The organism is Ureibacillus sp. 179-F W5.1 NHS (assembly GCF_045369345.1).
In the GTDB taxonomy this organism is placed as follows: Bacteria; Bacillota; Bacilli; order Bacillales_A; family Planococcaceae; genus Ureibacillus; species Ureibacillus halotolerans.
In genome coordinates this window covers 89,938-109,192 of sequence record NZ_JBIQFG010000006.1, presented here as the reverse complement: position 1 = coordinate 109,192, position 19,255 = coordinate 89,938, and the positions used below count along the sequence as shown (strand labels likewise).

Below are 19,255 nucleotides of genomic sequence, written 5' to 3'. Positions count from 1 at the left end.
GGTAAAGAATAATTTTAATTTAAAATTGGATCAATGTTCATGTTACAAGTAACAAATTACTATTCCATTTAGCGCGACTATTTCATACTAAAACGATTGATTTGAATCCATTTTATTCGATATACAGAAAGAATATGATAAAATTATAAATATACAAATTTATAATATTTGGAAATTATTATAAGATACTACAATCATTTACATAATTTTGTAAAGATATTTACAAATAATAGGAAAAATGCGAATAAAGTAGTGTATTTAATTCAATAAATATAATTTTTCAAACTATTAAAAAATAATTCTGCCCTAGTTCTAATAAATTTGATATACTTTTTTTATACATTTTTCACATCGGGGGAAAGCTCATGTACAATACGATAATGCCTCTTTCAAAGGATGAATTATTACCCTTTCTTTGCAGTATTAGTGAGCAGTATCATACAGGTATAGCAATCATCGATTTAGAAAAGAATGATTTTCCCTTTGTCTATGTTAATAGTGCTTTTTCAACATTGACTGGTTATCATAACGAAGAATTAATCGGTAAAAACATTCGCTCACTTAATGGAATTAAAACGAATTCTGTACTAGAAAAGAATCTTTATAATCAGTTTTCAAAAAAAGTTCCATTTGATCAAAACATCATCCATTATCATAAAGACGGCACAGCATTCTGGAATAACCTTTCTTATCAACCCATTAAAGATTCGAAGGGCACTATTACTTATGCCATGATTCATTGTAAGGATATAACGGAACAAATGTTAAGTAGAATGCTATCTAAACTAGAACATGAAGTTTATATCGAATTAGAAGAAAATGGTGAGCTTAAAGATATCCTTCAACTCATTACAGAAAAAGTAGAACGATTTTATATTCAAGATATCTATTGCGCGATTCACGTACTTCAACAAGATTATCAATTGGATGCTATTGCTAGCGGGACTCTCCCATTATCAATTATTCAATCTATCCATCATAAAAAAATAAGTGAACGGTTGCATTCTGACCAAAATTCAATTATAAAAGATCGTTTAACTGTTCAAGATGCAGAGACAAAAAATTTATTAAGCCAATACAATATTTCAACTTGTTGGTCAAAACCAATTTTTAATCACGAAAAAAAGTTACTTGGCTATTTTTCAATATACATAAAAAACAATTCTATATTAAGAGAAACAGACATGGATTTTTTAAATAAACTTACACCTATTATTGCCCTTTCTATGAAATATGTAGAACAAAAGCAAGATTTAAAACGGCTTGCCTATTTTGATATTAGTACCGGCATTCCTAATTTTAATTATTTTTATACTAATTTAGTAAATTGGCAACAGGAATCCATTGTAGGCTCTATTTTGTTAATTCAACCTAATGAATACTCTAGCATTGTCGATTCCTATGGAAGAAAATTTGGGGATGAATTAATTCGTCAAATAACCAGCCGACTAAAGTCAATGGACGGTATTAACAATGAAATTATTTTTGGACGATTCTCTAGCTCCTCCTTCATTTTAGGCATAAAACAAACGAATCAACATTTAAATGAATTAATATCAGATTTACTACAAGTGACATCTGTTCCTTTTACGATTGCAGGAAGAGAAATTTTTATAACCCTAAGAATTGGTGTTTCTTATTTCGATAAATCTTTATCGGTCGATGAAAGTATTCGCCGCGCAGATATCGCCTTAACAAATGCAAAAAATCATAATGTCGTCGTGTCCTATTTTGAAGCAGAGACGGATGAAAAAATTCAAAGGGAACTCGATATTTTAAATCAACTACGATACGGATTAAAAAATGAAGAATTTACAGTCTATTTGCAACCAAAAATTAATTTAGCTACTTCTGAGTTAGAAGGTTTTGAAGCTTTGGCAAGATGGAATTCCCCAGTATTAGGACAAGTTTCTCCCGTGGAATTTATACGGATTGCAGAGCAAAATGGTAAGATTAATGAAGTCGATAATATAATTTTGAAAAAAGTATTACAATTCCAAAATGAACGACTACAAAAGGGACAAAAAATTGTACCTATCGCCGTAAACATATCGCCCGTTCATTTTTATAGTCATACATTTGTAAATGATTTTATTTCATTAGTGAATAAATATAACATAAGCCCAGATCTAATTCAGGTTGAAGTAACAGAAAGTGTCGAACTATTTGATTATAAAAAGGCAAAGGAAATTCTGTTAGAATTAAAAAAATTAGGTTACGAAAGCGCGATTGATGATTTTGGTGTAGGATTTTCTTCATTAAGTTATTTACAACAGCTTCCTTTTTCTGAAATTAAAATCGACCGAAGTTTTATTAATGATATTAACGATGCCGATATGCATGCAGTTGTAAAAACAATCGTTCAACTTGCTTCCAATTTGAGAATGCATGTTGTAGCAGAAGGAATCGAAACGTCGGAACAGTATGCCATTTTACAAAAAATGGGTTGTTCTACAGGACAAGGCTTTTATTTCCACAAGCCAATGCCCCTTGAAGAGGCAGAAAAACTGCTATATTAAAATTTTTGTAATAAAAAATCTGCTACATTTCTATGGATTAGCGTCATCTAAACCAGAAGAAAAGAGCAGATTTTTTCATCTATAAATTTTTTAATTTACCGGATTGTTTAAGTCTTGAGCAATAAATTCCACTAAATCACGTAGATTGTCTTCTGTTACACCGTGACCATCTGGATATGTTTTATAGGTAACTTCCGCACCTTGACTTTGGAAATAATTTTTGCTGCTTTCTCCCCACTGAATTGGGTATACGTAATCATATTCCCCGTGGGATATAAAGATTTTTGTACCAGCAAGCGGAGCTTTATTATATTCAGTGATGACAAAGTCAGGTAAAAACCCGCTTAATGCGACCGTTCCTCGTATCATTTTACCTAGTAAAAGGGTAAGGGTTTCCACTACAACAGCTCCTTGGTTAAATCCAATTAAATAGATTTTGTCCACATTAAGCTCATAATGTTCGATTGCCTCTAATATAAAATTTTGAGTGTACCCCATCATTTTATCAAAAACTTCTCGAGTTGGTTTCCCCTCTTCTTCAAATGTATAAAAGGCATATCCAGGTGAATGGGTAATTGGCCCTCTTAAACTAAAGATATGACAGTGGTCTTTTATTTCACCAACTAATTGTATTAAATCATCCTCATTGCTTCCTAATCCGTGAAATAAAAAGATGGCAGGTTGACGGCTGTCACCGTTATTCATCATAGGTGGTATATGTTTAAAAGTATATGGTGAATTCATATTTTCAATCCTTTCTCCAAACAAACGTCTATTCAACATTGTATCAAATATTGAATAAAAATGTTTCATTTTAAAGCAAATGTTCGGAATGATTCATCGTGCATAAAAATCTCGAAGTTCCCCAATATAAGCATACATGTAATTGGTTATTTAGGAGGAGGTACAGTTGACATTTATCATCTTTACTAATGTTGCTATTTTTATCGTGCTATTAGCATTCTTATATATTTTAAATAAAAAGCATGTTAAATTTTCCAATCGGGTATTTGCCGGATTAGGTTTAGGCATTCTTTTTGGGCTTGTTTTACAAGTTATATTTGGTGCGACATCGGACATAATTGCTGGATCAGTTGCGTGGTTTAATATTGTTGGTACCGGTTATGTAAAGCTACTTCAAATGGTTGCAATGCCACTTGTTTTCATTTCCATTTTATCTGCCTTTTCTAAATTAAAATTAGGAAGTAATCTCGGAAAAATCGCAGGTCTGATTTTATTATTATTAATTGGAACGACTGCAATTGCTGCAACAGTTGGAATCATTTCAGCTACTTTATTTGATTTAGACGCATCCCAATTAGTGCACGGTGAAGAAGAAAGGGAACGAGGCGCGACTTTAGAAGAAAAAGTAACAGAAGTTTCAACTTTACCTGAACAAATCGTAGAGTTAATACCTGCAAATCCATTTCTAGACTTAACGGGCGCCCGCTCCACTTCCACTATCGCTGTCGTAATTTTTGCTGCATTTTTAGGATTTTCTTATTTAAGAATTGTACGCAAAGAACGGGAAACATCCAAAACGATTAAAAAAGCAATTGATGGGATTTATTCATTAATAATGGGCGTTGTTACAATTGTTTTACGATTAACGCCATACGGAATAATGGCTATCATGGCTAGAACCGTTGCAACAAGCGACTTCGGTGCCATTTATAATTTAGGTAAATTTGTTATCGCCTCTTACATTGCCTTAATCACTGTATTTATTATTCATTTAATCATTATTTTACTTTCCGGTTTAAGTCCTATTATTTACATTAAAAAAGCGATGGAAACATTATTGTTCGCCTTTACTTCTCGCTCTAGTGCAGGTACGTTACCATTGAACTTGAAAACCCAAGTGGAACGTTTTGGGGTACCTGAAGGAATTGCAAACTTCGCCAGCTCCTTTGGATTATCAATTGGACAAAACGGTTGTGCAGGTGTATACCCTGCAATGCTTGCCATTATGATTGCCCCTACTGTCGGAATTGACCCATTAGATATACGATTTATTATTACAGTTATCGTTGTAGTAGCGATAAGTTCCTTCGGAGTCGCCGGTGTCGGTGGAGGAGCAACCTTTGCCGCGATTATCGTCCTTTCTGCCCTTGATTTACCCGTTGCTCTAGCCGGTGTTTTAATTTCCGTTGAACCATTAATTGATATGGGGCGTACTGCTTTAAATGTCAGTGGTTCAATGGTTGCTGGGATAACAACTTCAAGAATAACAGGTGAAATCAATAAGGACGTTTATAATAATCCGAAAATGAAAGAATTAGGTGAATCGTAGAAGACTTCCCTTCAACATTGCTTGAGGGGAAGTTTTTTTATTGTTATTACGTAATGATTAGTTTTTCATATGGTGTCGTTAATCGTTCATTTAAATGGTTCTCTTCATTTTTCTTCACGGCAACAATAACGGACGTTGATGGACCACTTGTTTTATGTAATGGAAGGGAGCATGTTACCTCTTTTCCCGGAAAAATTCTCTCTAGTTCTGCCTGGATTCCCTTCGATCCAACTGGCCATACTTGCTTTATAATTCCCCTTTTTAATAATTGATACAATTCCTTTAGTTTAGCAACATGTTTCTCTTCATCAATGACTTCTGGTCCAACTAAAGGCTTTCCTATTACATACCAGTCACAATTTTTAGTGTCCAGATCAAATTGAATCTTTCCAATCATCATTAAACTTAACCCAGATTGCAACGATTGAAAATTCGATTCTGTAGAGCCTTTTATAGGCGGCATCGTATCCTCTATTTCATCAAATGCCCTTTTAATCCCTTTTATGTAATCATCCCAAGCTGCATCACTTGTGAAATTGGCCATGAATATATTGGAAGGATGAGCCCCTGCACACCATTGCTCTATTAATGCAACACGAGTTGTGTAATAAGCCGTCACCTCATTTGTCGCATAGACTACATCCAATTGTTTTTCCCCAATACAGCCTGAATTGTCCATCGTCACTACTGTATTTTCGTCTACTTTACTTGCATTTCTCATTTATGTATCCTTCTTCCTTTTATAACTTTAGTTAAAATAGGCATTGTAACTATCGCAATGATTACATTTACTATAGTTGCAATGATTAAGCTAGGTAAAATACCGATAAAGAAAGATGGTGAGATAAGGAAATAGAAAGGAAAAGCAGAGAGAATGCCATTGGCAATAATTAAAAACATCCACTTCAAAACTTTAAATCCATTTTTATGTAAAAGATTAAATAAATAGACAATCACAAACATTTCTACTGCTATTAGCCCATGAAAAGGGCCAGAAGGGAATCCTGAAGTGATTGCTGTCGCGAGATGACCAATTGCACCAGCAAAACCCGAATATAATGGTGGTAGAAACACAACGCTAATAAAGGCTGGTGCAGAATCTAAAGCAGCGGACGTAATGATACCAGGTACTTTTATTAAACTGCCAATCCCACATAATGCAGCAATTAATGCCGTTAGAACAACAAGGGTTAAATGATGCTTTTTCTCCATGTCCAATCTTCACCTTTCAACAACTGTGGGATGCCATACCAAATTCGAATGACACTTTCACCTTCTGCAAATAATTTCTGATACAATCTTCCACATGTATCTCGCAATTTTCTCTCTTCTCTTTGAAGTGGAACAATGCCCCTTCCTATATCTGTACAAATACAAATAACATTTGTTTCTTTATCTAACTTCAATAGTTCATCGTAAATGCGAGCAGCAATTTGTTCTTCGTCTAAATCCATGTGCTGAAAAATAATTTTTTCAAAACTTCCAATGACAATAGCTTCATCTTTCGTATAGCTTCGCTCCGATGGAATATTTCCTTCAAAGAAATAATAGTTTTGAAGGGGACTATTTTTTAGTTTGTCGATGACAAATTTTCTTTTTCCATTATAGGCACCACCAATAATGATTCGCATCTTCTCCCCTCCTTCACATCTTCTATTTGAGCCCAACTTAATGTATAAATTGTTCTATGGGTAACAACAAGCTGTTGAAAGCTTTCAACCTTTGGAGAAAATAAGGATAAGATAGTCCGAATAACCCCACCGTGAACAATGAAAGTAAATTGTCCATTTTGACAAACAATTTGTTGAAAACTTTTAAGAACTCTTTTTTTAAAAGCCAAAAAGTTTTCACCATTTGGAGGCGTAATGACCGTTGGCTCTTCTATCCACGTTCGGTAGGTCGAATTTTCTTTTAATTGCTCATATGTTTTCATTTCAAAGTCGCCAAAATAAATTTCCCTTAAATTTTTATCGGAACGGTATTTTGCTTTAGGAAAATAAAGTTGAGCCGTCTCCATACACCGTTTTAAATCACTTCCAAACACTTCACTTGTTTGAATCGGAACATCAAAATGTTGTCTTTTTGTGATAATCGATTCATCCGTCCAACCAACATATTTTCTTTTTACATTTCCGTCTGTTTTTTCATGACGGATTAAATGAACAATAACACCATTCCCCATAGGAATACCTCCATCCCTTCGCATAAGGCACCTAATAAATCCCCCGTCATGCCTCCGAAATTTTTCATCGTCCATTTTCGGTAAATGAAAACAAACAGTACCATAGAGATAAATATTAGAAATGCTACATTGTTAAAAAGATAGAAAGTCAATGTGCAAAATAGGACTGTATAGAAGATAAGGGCAATCCAAATCTTTTTCACATTCACTTTGGATTTAAAATAAACGGCCAATCCTTCTTCTTTCCCATTAGGGGTTGTTAAGAAAAATAGTAATAGAGCTATTCTACTTAAAAAAGGAATGACGAATAAAAACAACATAAAAATGCTATTTCCTTGATAAATAATTTCATATATAAAACCGACTTTTAAAAGGATTAAAACAAATAAACTGATGGCACCAAAGGCTCCTACACGAGAATCGTCCAAAATAGCAAGTCTTCTTTTTTGATCTTGGTAGGAAAAATAAGCATCGCTCATATCAATCCAACCATCTAAATGGAGACCGCCAGTCATAATAATACCTGCTACTACTAGAATAATAGCCAATAACAAGGGGGAAAACTGAAAAAATGCATCGTTCAGTATTATTATAATGCTAAGGGAAGTTCCCATTAAAACACCTAATAACGGCAAAAAGTAAAACATGGCAGATATAGTTTTTTCATTCATAGTCAACTGTTTACGAATAGGGAAAGAAGAAAAAAATTGAAATGATAATAGAAGTCCAATCAAATGATGTTTCATAGTTCTCCTCCCTACTTCCAACGTTTCCTTAAACTATAGTCCATTTCGTATGCTTCGTCACACTTTTCAACAATCCATTGATGCATTTTCCCTAATAGGGAGCAATATCGATTCACTTCTGAAAACTTAGATTGAGCTTCATCCAATAATTCATTTGATACAAGCAATAAAATACAATCATTTACTTCTTTCCATTTTAGTACTTGTTCCTTTAACGCTTGTATATATCGGTTTATTTCATGTGTCCTTGCCTCTCCATTTAATAACTCCGTTTTATAGAGCACATTATTTAACCAAGTAGTAAGACAATCCCACACAACGATAGGATGTTCTGCAAACAACTCGTCATTAAATACTAAGTCATCTACAATTTCAATTGTTTCCCATTGAACGGAAGAGTTGAATCGATCTTGTTGATGACGTTTAATTCGTTCTGCCATCTCCTCATCAATTGCTACCCCAGATGCAATATAAAGTAGACGCTTTCGGTCATAGATTTGAAAAAGTTGCTTCGCATAACGTTCTGCGAAGGCACTTTTCCCACTACGAACACCGCCAGTAATAAAAATGATTTTCCCCATAAATAGCTCCTCGAAAAAATTCACAAAATAAATACGTTCTTTCCCCTATTAACCATATCAAATAAAATAAAAAAAATCTGCTATCTTTCTACGGCTAAGCATCGTAGTCATCAAGCAGATTTATTTACTTAATTATTCATTAAATAATTCTGGGTAAATCGTTTTGGCAATCATTTCAACTGCTTCACCGATACGTGGTCCTGGACGATCCATAATATCCGCATTTAATAGATACACTTCTTTATTTTGAACTGCTGAAATTGTAGACCATCCTTCTCTAGCTAATATTTCACCCTTTGGATCTTCTATATAATTTACCGTCGAAACAATCGCTTCAGGATTTCTTGTAATTAGATCTTCTTCTGTTACTGCAAACCATCCTTGTTGATCAGCATAAATATTTTCCACACCTGCTGCCTCAATCATTTCTTGTTGGAATGTACCAGAACCGATAGACCAAATGTCTGGAGCTGGTGAAATTTCAAAATAAACTTTTTTCTTTTGTTCAATCGACTTTGTTTTTTCTTGAACAGCTGCAATTTGAGATTGAATATCTTCTACAACTTGTTTTCCTTCTTCTTCCACTCCCATTACTTCAGCCATTTGTTCGATATCACCATAAACATCGTTAATAGAAGTTGCTGATTGAATAACGAATACTTTAAGTCCTGCGCTTTCCAATTGGTCAATTTGAGCTTCTTCTCCAGTTGTATAAGCAAATACGACATCTGGATTTAATTCAATAATACGTTCCGTATTTACCGTCATGGAATCTGTTACACGTTCGATTTTTAAAGCTTCCTCCGGATATGTATCATATTCCGATGCTCCAATAATTTGATCCCCTACACCTAGCTCGAATAAAATTTCTGTATTACTTGGTTGTAGAGAAACGATTTTTTCAGGGACTTCTTCAAAAGTTACTTCTTGTCCACGGTCATCTACTACTGTATAGGGACCACTTTCTTCCGTACTGTTTGTTTTTGAAGCTGTATCATTCGTAGCTTTTTGTTCCCCATCAGAACAACCAACTAATAGCAATGAGATGGCAAGTGGTGCCATCCACTTCTTGTTGAAAAATTTCATCGTCACACTTCCTCTTTTTTTCTTTTTTTATTAGGATAGGATTTACTTATAAATGGGACTTCTTCAATACCATGCATTTTATTTGTATAAACAGCCATAACAAAAAATACATTGGCTAGTAGCCCTAAATAATTAAATAGTATTTCCGGTACTTCCCTCTCCTCACTTACTTTATGAAGAGCCCGGTAAGATTTTTTCGCTTCGCTACGACAAATATGTAAAAATGTTGCAGCTAGACACCCTTGAGGCAGTAAAAATTGCTTTATCTCTTCCCCCACTTGTTCAACATAAAAATCATATCGACTGCTTAACCAACTTAAATCTTCTTCTGTTACCGATAACTTCCCACGAACTGATCCATTTACGTGATAGGCCATCGGATGGATTTTGTGCAAATCATCTAAAACAACTCGGCAATTCTCCTCTTCTTGCAACAAAGGCAATACTACCCCTATTTTTGTTGTAAGAGAATCAGTTCGAATCTCGAAGTCAACTAGACAACTTTTCTCCCTCATAAATGGATAGCAGCTGTAACGGCTATCTTTTCGAATAGGAACACCCCTTTCTTAGTGATAACATCCCTTCGGATAGGAAAGCATGGCAATAAAAAAGCCAACCGAGAACGGATGGCATAAATTACAATATAGAACAAAAAAATTATAAAATAATGCCGCACATTCTCTTTAGTTCCGAAGAGGTTTGTTACGATCAGAAAAAGATAGGTCTCCTGGCTCGTGTTTATCGTTTCAAGAGCCTTCCCATCCCTTTAGACAGTGGCATTTTCTTGAAACAAACACATACAGTTGCGGACACAGCTTCGGCATCTCACCGAATTCCCTATTAAGCGTATCATCGCATCTTTTTCCTGCAAACGTATTCACTTAATTGCAATGTATCATATTTTCTCAAATAAATGAACAGTAATTTTTAAAGGAAGTTAAACGGTTTCATGTACACAATTTTGGCATTTCCCGTAAATCTCAAATTTATGGGATTCGATCGCACAATCTGGCAATTTCTCTTGTATCATTTCCATTGGACAAACAGAAATTTCCTTCACTTTTCCACACTCCATACATATAAAATGATGATGATGGTGTTCTGATTCACAATGCATTCGGAAATTTCTTTCGCCATTTAGCTCGGTTTCTTCTAATATGCCAAGATCAACAAAAGTAGCTAAATTTCGGTAAATTGTATCAAAACTCATTCCCGGGAAATCCTTTTTCAATACAGAAAGGAGATCTCGAGCAGTTAAATACTTATCCGTATCTTCAAACATATTCAAAATTAGCTCACGTTTATCTGTTTTTTTATAACCGTTATCTTTTAAAATTTCCCATGCTCTCGTAATATTCATTTAACTGCTCCCCTTCCTTGCTTTAAATGTAGAATGATCTTTTTTGTTATTATAACAATTAATAGGATAAGTATAGAAGTAACAACAATCGTTCCACCGGGTGCTAGGTTTAAATAAAAGGCACTGACCAATCCGATAATCACAGCAGCTTCCCCAAACAAAATGGAATAAATGATTGTTTGTTTAAAGCCCCGTGCTATTCGCATACTTGCCGCAACTGGAAGAGTAATTAAAGAAGAAACTAATAGTATACCGACAATTCGCATACTTGCTGCGATGACTAACGCCACAACAATCATAAATAAAAAGTGAATCCATTTTGCGGGTAGGCCACTCGCATTGGCATATTCCTCATCAAAGGATAAAACGAACATTTCTTTGAAAAAAGCAAATAAAAATAAAAAGACAACGATCGCAATACCGATGACAACCCATAAATCTTGTCTAGAAACAGCCGAAACAGAGCCAAATAAATAGCTCATTAAATCTGTATTAAAGCCACTAGCTAATGAAATAAAAATGGCGCTAAGACCAATTCCCCCCGACATAATAATCGGTATGGCAAGCTCTTCATAATGTTTATAAAGTCTACGTAATCGTTCAATTAAAATGGATCCACTAACCGATGCAATAATTCCTAAATAAATTGGATTTAATAATGCAAAGGCAGTGAAAGTTTGACTTAAATATAAACTTCCTGCAATTCCCGCTAATGTCACATGGGACAATGCATCCGCAATAAGGGACATTCTTCTTACAACAATAAATACACCTAATACCGGTGCAATCACTCCAATAATTAGCCCTGAGAAAAAGGCATTTTGTAAAAATTCATAGTTTAAAATTGCTTCAATCATTTGCCTTCTCCTCTTTAATGAATCTTTCGAACCGCATGGCCATACCAATTATCCAATTGATTTTGTGAAATCGTATCAAAATCCTCTTTATATCCATGGAAATGGATCGTTTGGTTTAAACAAGCTACATGGCTAATACGGTTGGAAACGGTATCGACATCATGGGTAACTAAAATAATTGTTTTATTTTGTTCCTCGTTTAAAGTTGCTAACATATCATAAAATGATTGGACATTTTCATGATCGATTCCGACAGTCGGTTCATCTAAAATTAAAATTTTCGGGTTAGAAATCAATGCTCTAGCAATAAACACCCGTTGTTGTTGACCACCTGAAAGTTGGCCGATATTACGGGAGCGGAACGCTTCCATTCCAACGGATTTCAATGCTTCCTCTACTTTTAAGTCAACATCTTTTGGCATTCGTTTAAATAACCCAACTTTTTTTGTTAATCCACTTTTTACGACTTCTTCTACTGTTGCTGGGAAGCCTGAATTAAATGCATTGGATTTTTGAGAAACATAGCCAATCCATTCCCTTTGACGAAAGGCATCAATGGGTTGCCCGAACAATTGAATTTCTCCTGTCATCGGTTTCAATAATCCTAGCAATAATTTTAATAGAGTGGATTTACCTGAACCATTCGGACCAAGTATCGCCAGAAATGCCCCTTCATCCACTTTAAACGATATGTTTTTTAATACTTGTGTATATTCATATTGAAAAGACACGTTTTTCATTTCAATCAATGTTTGACTCATTTTTTCTCTTCTTTCTAATTCATAATCATTACGATTTACAATTTGTTAGTATAGTCTATTCATTGCTAAATGTAAAGGGACCAATCTTAAAAAGAAATACAAAGATCCCTTTAACGAATACATCCATTATTAGAAAGGAATGTCATCTTTGAAACAAGTTGAATTTATTGAACAGTTTTTAACAAAATCGGATAAAGAGATTGTGAAATTCGCAAGACAATACGATATTGATTTAACCTTGGAGGAAGTGCAACGTTTAAGACCGCTTTCCCAAAAAGCTTCTATTACATGGCTTATTACAGGTATCCCCAACTCTTTTTTAAAGGAAGTCGAAAGTATTATTGGAAAGAAAAAATTAAAAAAACTTCTAAAATATTTAGAGAACTATTGAAAAGGAGAGGTTTCCAAATCGGAACCTCTCTTAATAATCCTTAATGATTTGTTTCACGACTTCATCAATAGCAGAAAGCATAACGGCTGTTTGATGTTGGGTCATAATTGCAAAGGCATATGTTTTCCCACTATTTGCTTTGACATATCCAGCTAACGTATAGACACCTGTAATGTGTCCCGTTTTGGCAATGACACGATTTTCGTATATCCCTTCGTTAAATCGATTTTTTAAAGATCCCCCAATTAATCGATCGGATTGTCCCCCAATTGGTAAACTTTTATATAAAATGTTAAACTGGGGTTCCATTTGAATGTTCGTTAACAAATGGGTTAATTCGTTCGCTGATACGCGATTATTATGGGACATGCCCGAACCGTCTTCTAACGTCCATTGTTCCATATCGAGTCCTAGTAGCGCACCGTATTCTTGTAGTGCTTTTATTCCCTCTTTAAGATGCCCCTTCCCATTCACTTCCCTACCTATTGTTTTCACTAAAATATCAGCAATACTATTATTACTTAATTTTAAAAAGGGAATCATTAAAGATTTTAATGATAACGAATGTTTAACAAATATCGTTTGAGCATCCTTTGGAACTTTATTACGCTTAATTTCTGTATTGTTTGAAAGGGTGATACCAAATTCCTCTAATGTTGTTTTTAAAACTTGTAATGTATTGATGGTCGGATCATAAAAGGTTACCCAATCTTTAAAAGTAGTATTAACCGGAATATTGCCAGTAATGATAATTTTATTTGTTCCATATTGCCGTTCAATTTCAATCGTATTCCTTTGATTTTGTTGAACCGTTACAGCCTCATTTTGAATGTCCATTCCACTAACCTTTGGATCAGCCACAATGTTAGGGGGCCCACCGACTTTAGTTGGAGTGACATGAATAATCATCGTTCCTGCATCGTAATCATTATCCGGTGATAGTGTAAGGGCTGTAGTTCTTGCAGCAAAATAGTAGCTTTCATCTTCCTTCGAAATACCCGGCGTTAACTGTTCGCCAACAAATAACGAATCATCTCCATAAAGATTTCCATTAATTTGTTCAATTCCGTGATGCTTTAATATACTAGCAAAGGTTATAAAATCTTTCTTTTGAAGTGTAGGATCCCCTTCCCCTTTAATATAAACATCTCCATTGAACACATTTCCTTTTTGCTTCCCATGAATCGAAAACTCTGTACGAAACCGATAATCAGAACCGAGCATATCGAGGGCTGCAGCTGCTGTTAACAATTTTAATGTGGAGGCAGGTTTCATAGCTACATCACCATTGTTGTCATATAGCAATTCTCCATTGTTTAAAGCCCTCAATGAAACACTTATATTTTCATTACCTAATTGGTTCAAAACTGTATTGTCTAAACTAGAGGCTTTTACTAAAGGAACATGATTTAAAAATAAGAACAACGCAACAATTGAAATTAGTAATTTCTTTTTCATCCATTCCTCCCATGGGTAATTGCAATAGAATTTTTACTTTTACTAGTTTATTCAATTGGACCTACTTCTAAGCTAAAGAATAAAAAAAGTAGATAACTTTATATGAAAAGTCATCTACTTTATAACTAACCTTTTAATGCTTCAATTTCTTCAGGTTTATAATTACCTGATCTTAACATTTCAATTTCAAATAAATAAGGGGCTTTTTTATTTTTTGAATCCGTTCCTACCCAAGGTGTTTCTAAAATTTTTGGAACATCTTTAAATTTTTCATGGTGAACAATGCGATGGAGGGCCTCAAATCCAATATGGCCAAAACCGATATTTTCATGGCGATCTTTTGCCGCTCCACATACATTTTTACTATCGTTTATATGAACAACTTTAATTCGATCAATACCAATTAATCGATCAAATTGCTCTAGTACACCGTCAAAGTCATTAATAATATCATAGCCTGCATCATGGGTATGACAAGTATCAAAACAAACGGATAGACGATCATTATTTTTTACTCCGTCAAATATTTGAGCTAATTCTTCAAAGGTTCTACCAATTTCAGAACCTTTTCCAGCCATCGTTTCCAGTGCGATTTGTACAGGATGATCCGTTGCCAATACTTCATTTAATCCTTCAATAATTTTCGCAATACCAGCTTCCGCTCCTGCACCGACATGGGCACCTGGATGTAACACAATTTGTGTTGCACCGATCGCAGCAGTACGTTCAATTTCCTTTTGCAAAAACTCTACGCCTAATGCAAAAGTTTCAGGTTTTGTCGTATTCGCAATATTGATAATATATGGTGCATGAACAACAATATTGGAAAGACCATGTTCCTTCATATGTGCTAGTCCTGCTTCTATATTTAATTCTTCAATCGGTTTACGGCGAGTGTTTTGAGGTGCACCAGTATAAATCATAAAGGTTGATGCACCATAAGAGGCAGCTTCTTTACTTGATGCAAGAAGCATCTCTTTTCCACTCATTGAAACGTGTGAACCTATCAACATTCTCAAATTCCTCCTATTACTTCATACGATTGCGCTTTTTACGCTCTTTCTTTTTAATTTTTTCCATTTCCCAACGCATATTTCGTTTATATCCTGGTTTTACTTTTTTCGGTTTACGAACACGAGCTTTTGCTATAACGTCTATTTCATTTTCATGCTTCACACGATTTTTTCGAGCATGGCGTTCTTTTAGTTCGATCCATTCCCCATTTTTCACATCTTTTTGAACGAATGGGATACCCATTTTTTCAACTCGTACTAATGCATCTTCATCTTCTGGTTCAAATAACGTAATAGCAGTTCCTTTATTTCCTGCACGCGCTGTTCGACCAACTCGATGAATAAAGAATTCAAGATCTTCAGGAATTTCGTAGTTGATGACATGGGAGATTCCTTGGATATCAATACCCCGCGCTGCTAAATCAGTCGCAACTATATATTGAAATTCTAAATCACGAATTTGTTTCATCATTTTTTTACGGTCCCGTGGACTTAAATCTCCATGAATTTGACCAGCACGGATCCCTTGTTCTGCTAAATAGCTAGCAACAGATTCTGCATTTTTTCTCGTATTACAAAAAATCACAGCTAAAAACGGATTAATTGCTTCAATTACTTCCATCAATCGGCGATTTTTCGATTTCGAGCGAACGGGAACGAGGATAAAATCAATTCCTTCTGCTGCCGGTTTTTTATCATTCATTTGGATATGGACTGGCGACTCCATATATTTCTTCAAGAAAGGTTGTAATTTTGCGGGAATTGTCGCAGAAAATACAAACATTTCTAGATCTTCCGGCATATGGGTTGCAAATCCATCAATATCTTCAATGAATCCCATATCAAAGGCAAGGTCAGCTTCATCCACTACTAATATTGGAGCAGTATGAACTAGTAGTGCACCTTCCTTCACTAAATCACGAATTCGACCTGGTGTACCGACAACAATATGAGGCTGTGTTTTTAACTTATCAATTGTCCGTTGTTTATCTGTACCACCAATAATTAGTTTTGCTTGAATATCCGTTTCTTCAATTAACTGATTCAATGCATCAAAAATTTGTTGGGCAAGCTCCCTCGTTGGAGAAGTGATAACCGCTTGCACCTCTTGTTTTTCTTCATTAATGCGTTGGACAATCGGTAATAGAAAACTGTGGGTTTTACCTGTTCCCGTATGGGCTTGTCCAATTGCACTTTTCCCTTTCAAAATAAGAGGTATCATCTCTTTTTGAATAGGAGTTGGTTCTTCAAAGCCAAGTTTTGCAATTGCTTCTCTTAAAAATGGCTTAAAATCATAATCTGAGTACTTCGACATTTTTCGTACCTCCTAACATGTTTCATATTGTACCATTTTGGAAATGCAAAGCACAACAAAACAACTGTTCATCCCAATAATATCAAGGCTTTTTGAATATTTAATATATTCATAGGGCAGGAAAATAAAAAAATCAGGATATTCATCCTGATTTTTTAAAGTTCATTATTAATAAGGCATTATTTTATCAACTGGTTTTGGTTCTTTGATTTTTGGTAAAATTTTATTTAACGTAACGGTTCTTTTAATTTCATGGGTTGAAGGATCTTCTGGATTATATTTCTCCAAGAAGGTGATCACTTCTTTTACAATCGGTGTTGGTGTTGATGCACCAGCAGTAACTGCCACTGTTTCAATCCCCTCTAACCACTCTAACTTCAATTCTGATAAATCAGCAATTCGATAGGAAGGTGTATTGGCAATTTCTTCAGAAACTTGCGTTAAACGGTTCGAGTTATTGGATTTCGGATCCCCTACTACGATTAATAAATCTGCAGCACCTGCTTGCTCTGCTACCGCTTCTTGACGAACTTGTGTAGCAAGACAAATTTCTTCATGTACTTGTATGTGGGGATATTTTTGTTTTAAATAATCCATAGCCGCTTTCACGTCCCATTGACTCATTGTCGTTTGGTTCGTTACAAGCAATTTATCGTTATCTAATTGTAAATTATCTATATCTTCCATCGTTTGCACTAAATGTACATGGTCTGGAGCAACTCCAATTGCCCCTTCTGGTTCGGGATGCCCTTTTTTACCAATGTAAATAATATCATAACCTTCTGCTGATTTTTCACGAATTAAATCGTGGGTCACTGTTACGTCCGGACAAGTCGCATCAATGGAAACTAATCCTTTTCTTCTAGCAATCTCACGAATTTCTGGAGAAACACCATGGGCCGTAAAGATGACGGTACCCGTTTCAACTTTTTCGATAATTTCTTTTCGATTTTCCCCATCTAATGTAATAATACCTTCTTCTTTAAATGCATCTGTCACATGTTTATTGTGTACGATCATTCCTAATATATAAATTGGTCTAGGTAATGTTTTATCTAATGAGGCATTACGGGCAATAACCATCGCATCTACAACCCCGTAACAGTAACCTCTTGGATTTATTTTAATGACTTGCATTATGTCACTCCTTTTGTTGGTACATAGTTTTATTATACCGGAGCAACACGTTTAATACAAAACTTCCAACTAATCTTTTCTATTTTTAAGTATTAAAAATCATATGGCGGTTGATAAATAAGAGGTTTCGATGGACGGGTTGCAAGTTTTTCTGGACTTACTTTTTTGGATCGGCTTGACGTTGAAATAGAATCAAAGGAATCTCTTTTACTACCTTTTCTTTCTTGCTTTGGCTCTGTCTCATTTGAACTAGGCATACTTTGGAAACCTTTATATAATTTCCATAGGGCAGGTAAATTTCTAATCATCGGTGTAGCTTGTTGGATTAATGGTTGGAAAGATTGGGCAGTAGCTAAGAATTTATTTGCTGTATCCATAAACGACTCTAATTTCGGTGTTGACGTTTTTGGTGCAAAACCTGGAATAGTTCCAGAGCCAAGTCCGGGGCCAGGCATAGGTCCAGGTGGTGGCATCATTCCCGGTTGGAATCCACGGGGCATTTGCTGACCAAAGTTTGGCATTGGCCCACGTCCAGGACCAGGCATAGGTCCAGGGAAATGATTAAAGGGACGACCTTGTGGCACTTGTTGATAGAAACTTTGAGGACGCATAGTAATCTCCTTTCCGGCATCTTTTAACGAAAGTTGTTCTAAAGGTATCATATGCAAATAGGCTTTTAAATGTACAATTTCAATAGATTTATCAAAAAGAAAAGTGTATTCGCAATAAATGCAAAATACACTTCAAAACATAATATTAAATAAAATAATGATTAATCGGTCTTCCTACTCCACCGTAATGAACATCCACTTTAATAAAGTTTTGTTTTTCCAGAAAATCTAAATATCTTCTAGCAGTTACACGGGCTACCCCAATGCCCGAAGCTACCTCATCCGCTGATACCCCTTCTTTGGAATCCTTCACATATTTTAATACTTTATCAAGGGTAGAACGGTTAAACCCCTTCGGAAGCTCAGTTAAAATAGAAATTTCATTTTCAACGGACTCCTCGATTTCACGATAAGGATGAATCATTTCATCCAGTTCTTTTTGGGTTAAATCGTGTACTTCTTCCGCTTTCACCTTAAATTTAAAGTAATTTAGTAGCGTTTGTTGCATTCGTTCAAATGTAAAAGGCTTCATAATATAATCATAGACGCCTAAATGTAAAATTTGTTGAATCGTTTGCATATCATTGGCTGCTGTTACTGTTATTACATCAACAGGTATGTTAGCGCTCCGAATTTTGCGCAAAGTGATAAGCCCATCTTGTTCAGGCATAAAAATATCCATAATTACTAAATCGGGTCTTAATTCTTCTATTTTTTTATATCCTTCAATTCCATTGTTGCCCATTGCAACCACTTTAAAACCATCTACTCGCTCAATAAATTGTCGATTTACTTCTCTTACCATTGGGTCATCTTCTACGAGCAAAACTTTTATCAAGTTCAAACATGGTCCCTCCTAAATTAGTGCCCATTTTCATTTTTTTTACGTCTACTAGGTGCTCCCCATTTCAAGTTTGAATTGAAACTTAAGGATTAAGCTGCTAC

21 protein-coding genes and 1 riboswitch are annotated in these 19,255 nt (G+C 35.0%); of the genes, 3 read left to right on the top strand and 18 right to left on the bottom strand.

The window, feature by feature from the left end:
* The first annotated feature begins 365 nt into the window (after positions 1 to 365).
* On the top strand, positions 366 to 2,519 hold the full coding sequence (locus ACH0B5_RS05095) for a sensor domain-containing phosphodiesterase (protein ID WP_406927489.1): 2,154 nt from the start codon (positions 366 to 368) through the stop codon (positions 2,517 to 2,519).
* A 90-nt stretch (positions 2,520 to 2,609) separates the two neighbouring features.
* On the opposite strand, the gene ACH0B5_RS05090 is transcribed toward ACH0B5_RS05095, so the two are convergent.
* A complete protein-coding gene (locus ACH0B5_RS05090; protein ID WP_406927488.1) occupies positions 2,610 to 3,263 on the bottom strand; it encodes an alpha/beta hydrolase in 654 nt (217 codons plus the stop codon).
* Positions 3,264 to 3,429: 166 nt separating this feature from the next.
* Here ACH0B5_RS05090 and ACH0B5_RS05085 point away from each other — a divergent pair, with 166 nt between their 5' ends.
* Complete coding sequence (locus ACH0B5_RS05085; protein ID WP_341362281.1) at positions 3,430 to 4,812, top strand: L-cystine transporter; 1,383 nt, start codon at positions 3,430 to 3,432, stop codon at positions 4,810 to 4,812.
* A gap of 46 nt (positions 4,813 to 4,858) precedes the next feature.
* Here ACH0B5_RS05085 and ACH0B5_RS05080 read toward each other — a convergent pair whose 3' ends face one another.
* The 11 genes from ACH0B5_RS05080 to ACH0B5_RS05030 all read right to left on the bottom strand — a co-directional run bounded on the left by ACH0B5_RS05080 (position 4,859) and on the right by ACH0B5_RS05030 (position 12,385).
* Entirely contained in the window at positions 4,859 to 5,533 is a 675-nt protein-coding gene (locus ACH0B5_RS05080) for a hypothetical protein (protein WP_122972535.1), read from the bottom strand.
* Positions 5,530 to 6,024 carry an ECF transporter S component family protein gene (locus ACH0B5_RS05075; protein WP_122972536.1) on the bottom strand — a complete coding sequence of 165 codons (495 nt, stop codon included), beginning with the start codon at positions 6,022 to 6,024 and terminating at the stop codon, positions 5,530 to 5,532. The genes ACH0B5_RS05080 and ACH0B5_RS05075 overlap by 4 nt, the downstream gene beginning before the upstream one ends.
* On the bottom strand, positions 6,003 to 6,443 hold the full coding sequence (locus ACH0B5_RS05070; RefSeq protein ID WP_122972537.1) for a bifunctional adenosylcobinamide kinase/adenosylcobinamide-phosphate guanylyltransferase: 441 nt from the start codon (positions 6,441 to 6,443) through the stop codon (positions 6,003 to 6,005). Before ACH0B5_RS05070 ends, ACH0B5_RS05075 begins: the two co-directional genes overlap by 22 nt.
* Positions 6,383 to 6,994, bottom strand: coding sequence for a histidine phosphatase family protein (locus ACH0B5_RS05065; protein WP_122972538.1), 612 nt, complete (start codon positions 6,992 to 6,994; stop codon positions 6,383 to 6,385). The genes ACH0B5_RS05070 and ACH0B5_RS05065 overlap by 61 nt, the downstream gene beginning before the upstream one ends.
* Positions 6,967 to 7,740, bottom strand: a complete 774-nt coding sequence (gene cobS, locus ACH0B5_RS05060) for an adenosylcobinamide-GDP ribazoletransferase (RefSeq protein WP_406927487.1) — start codon at positions 7,738 to 7,740, stop codon at positions 6,967 to 6,969. Before cobS ends, ACH0B5_RS05065 begins: the two co-directional genes overlap by 28 nt.
* 11 nt (positions 7,741 to 7,751) lie before the next feature.
* Positions 7,752 to 8,321, bottom strand: a complete 570-nt coding sequence (locus ACH0B5_RS05055) for a bifunctional adenosylcobinamide kinase/adenosylcobinamide-phosphate guanylyltransferase (RefSeq protein ID WP_122972540.1) — start codon at positions 8,319 to 8,321, stop codon at positions 7,752 to 7,754.
* Between the two features lie 132 nt (positions 8,322 to 8,453).
* Complete coding sequence (locus ACH0B5_RS05050; RefSeq protein WP_406927486.1) at positions 8,454 to 9,407, bottom strand: ABC transporter substrate-binding protein; 954 nt, start codon at positions 9,405 to 9,407, stop codon at positions 8,454 to 8,456.
* A 2-nt stretch (positions 9,408 to 9,409) separates the two neighbouring features.
* Positions 9,410 to 9,958, bottom strand: a complete 549-nt coding sequence (locus ACH0B5_RS05045) for a hypothetical protein (protein WP_406927495.1) — start codon at positions 9,956 to 9,958, stop codon at positions 9,410 to 9,412.
* Positions 9,959 to 10,107: 149 nt separating this feature from the next.
* A riboswitch (cobalamin riboswitch) is annotated at positions 10,108 to 10,284 on the bottom strand.
* Positions 10,285 to 10,344: 60 nt separating this feature from the next.
* Positions 10,345 to 10,767 carry a Fur family transcriptional regulator gene (locus ACH0B5_RS05040; protein ID WP_406927485.1) on the bottom strand — a complete coding sequence of 141 codons (423 nt, stop codon included), beginning with the start codon at positions 10,765 to 10,767 and terminating at the stop codon, positions 10,345 to 10,347.
* Entirely contained in the window at positions 10,764 to 11,624 is an 861-nt protein-coding gene (locus tag ACH0B5_RS05035) for a metal ABC transporter permease (RefSeq protein WP_122972544.1), read from the bottom strand. Before ACH0B5_RS05035 ends, ACH0B5_RS05040 begins: the two co-directional genes overlap by 4 nt.
* Positions 11,625 to 11,638: 14 nt before the next feature.
* Positions 11,639 to 12,385: a metal ABC transporter ATP-binding protein gene (locus ACH0B5_RS05030; RefSeq protein ID WP_122972545.1), complete on the bottom strand. Its 747-nt coding sequence runs from the start codon at positions 12,383 to 12,385 to the stop codon at positions 11,639 to 11,641.
* Between the two features lie 148 nt (positions 12,386 to 12,533).
* Here ACH0B5_RS05030 and ACH0B5_RS05025 point away from each other — a divergent pair, with 148 nt between their 5' ends.
* Entirely contained in the window at positions 12,534 to 12,776 is a 243-nt protein-coding gene (locus tag ACH0B5_RS05025; RefSeq protein WP_122972546.1) for an endonuclease IV, read from the top strand.
* A 30-nt stretch (positions 12,777 to 12,806) separates the two neighbouring features.
* Here ACH0B5_RS05025 and dacB read toward each other — a convergent pair whose 3' ends face one another.
* From dacB to ACH0B5_RS04995, 6 genes are all read right to left on the bottom strand, one after another.
* Positions 12,807 to 14,234 (bottom strand): D-alanyl-D-alanine carboxypeptidase/D-alanyl-D-alanine endopeptidase, encoded by a 1,428-nt coding sequence (gene dacB / locus ACH0B5_RS05020; protein WP_406927484.1) that lies wholly within the window; start codon positions 14,232 to 14,234, stop codon positions 12,807 to 12,809.
* 125 nt (positions 14,235 to 14,359) lie between these two features.
* Positions 14,360 to 15,247, bottom strand: a complete 888-nt coding sequence (locus ACH0B5_RS05015; RefSeq protein ID WP_122972548.1) for a deoxyribonuclease IV — start codon at positions 15,245 to 15,247, stop codon at positions 14,360 to 14,362.
* Between the two features lie 16 nt (positions 15,248 to 15,263).
* Positions 15,264 to 16,562, bottom strand: a complete 1,299-nt coding sequence (locus tag ACH0B5_RS05010; protein ID WP_122972549.1) for a DEAD/DEAH box helicase — start codon at positions 16,560 to 16,562, stop codon at positions 15,264 to 15,266.
* Positions 16,563 to 16,730: 168 nt separating this feature from the next.
* Positions 16,731 to 17,699, bottom strand: coding sequence for a 4-hydroxy-3-methylbut-2-enyl diphosphate reductase (locus ACH0B5_RS05005; RefSeq protein WP_122972550.1), 969 nt, complete (start codon positions 17,697 to 17,699; stop codon positions 16,731 to 16,733).
* Positions 17,700 to 17,791: 92 nt separating this feature from the next.
* Entirely contained in the window at positions 17,792 to 18,310 is a 519-nt protein-coding gene (gene vrrA, locus ACH0B5_RS05000) for a VrrA/YqfQ family protein (RefSeq protein WP_158599707.1), read from the bottom strand.
* 145 nt (positions 18,311 to 18,455) lie between these two features.
* Positions 18,456 to 19,154, bottom strand: a complete 699-nt coding sequence (locus tag ACH0B5_RS04995; RefSeq protein WP_122972552.1) for a response regulator — start codon at positions 19,152 to 19,154, stop codon at positions 18,456 to 18,458.
* Positions 19,155 to 19,255 lie beyond the last annotated feature (101 nt).

Excerpts from the sequence above, each read along its gene's own strand:
- ACH0B5_RS05095 (WP_406927489.1), top strand. The coding sequence starts at position 366 with ATGTACAATACGATAATGCCTCTTTCAAAGGATGAATTATTACCCTTT.
- ACH0B5_RS05090 (WP_406927488.1), bottom strand. The coding sequence starts at position 3,263 with ATGAATTCACCATATACTTTTAAACATATACCACCTATGATGAATAAC.
- ACH0B5_RS05080 (WP_122972535.1), bottom strand. The coding sequence starts at position 5,533 with ATGAGAAATGCAAGTAAAGTAGACGAAAATACAGTAGTGACGATGGAC.
- ACH0B5_RS05075 (WP_122972536.1), bottom strand. The coding sequence starts at position 6,024 with ATGGAGAAAAAGCATCATTTAACCCTTGTTGTTCTAACGGCATTAATT.
- ACH0B5_RS05070 (WP_122972537.1), bottom strand. The coding sequence starts at position 6,443 with ATGCGAATCATTATTGGTGGTGCCTATAATGGAAAAAGAAAATTTGTC.
- ACH0B5_RS05065 (WP_122972538.1), bottom strand. The coding sequence starts at position 6,994 with ATGGGGAATGGTGTTATTGTTCATTTAATCCGTCATGAAAAAACAGAC.
- cobS (WP_406927487.1), bottom strand. The coding sequence starts at position 7,740 with ATGAAACATCATTTGATTGGACTTCTATTATCATTTCAATTTTTTTCT.
- ACH0B5_RS05055 (WP_122972540.1), bottom strand. The coding sequence starts at position 8,321 with ATGGGGAAAATCATTTTTATTACTGGCGGTGTTCGTAGTGGGAAAAGT.
- ACH0B5_RS05050 (WP_406927486.1), bottom strand. The coding sequence starts at position 9,407 with ATGAAATTTTTCAACAAGAAGTGGATGGCACCACTTGCCATCTCATTG.
- ACH0B5_RS05040 (WP_406927485.1), bottom strand. The coding sequence starts at position 10,767 with ATGAATATTACGAGAGCATGGGAAATTTTAAAAGATAACGGTTATAAA.
- ACH0B5_RS05035 (WP_122972544.1), bottom strand. The coding sequence starts at position 11,624 with ATGATTGAAGCAATTTTAAACTATGAATTTTTACAAAATGCCTTTTTC.
- ACH0B5_RS05030 (WP_122972545.1), bottom strand. The coding sequence starts at position 12,385 with ATGAGTCAAACATTGATTGAAATGAAAAACGTGTCTTTTCAATATGAA.
- dacB (WP_406927484.1), bottom strand. The coding sequence starts at position 14,234 with ATGAAAAAGAAATTACTAATTTCAATTGTTGCGTTGTTCTTATTTTTA.
- ACH0B5_RS05015 (WP_122972548.1), bottom strand. The coding sequence starts at position 15,247 with ATGTTGATAGGTTCACACGTTTCAATGAGTGGAAAAGAGATGCTTCTT.
- ACH0B5_RS05010 (WP_122972549.1), bottom strand. The coding sequence starts at position 16,562 with ATGTCGAAGTACTCAGATTATGATTTTAAGCCATTTTTAAGAGAAGCA.
- ACH0B5_RS05005 (WP_122972550.1), bottom strand. The coding sequence starts at position 17,699 with ATGCAAGTCATTAAAATAAATCCAAGAGGTTACTGTTACGGGGTTGTA.
- vrrA (WP_158599707.1), bottom strand. The coding sequence starts at position 18,310 with ATGCGTCCTCAAAGTTTCTATCAACAAGTGCCACAAGGTCGTCCCTTT.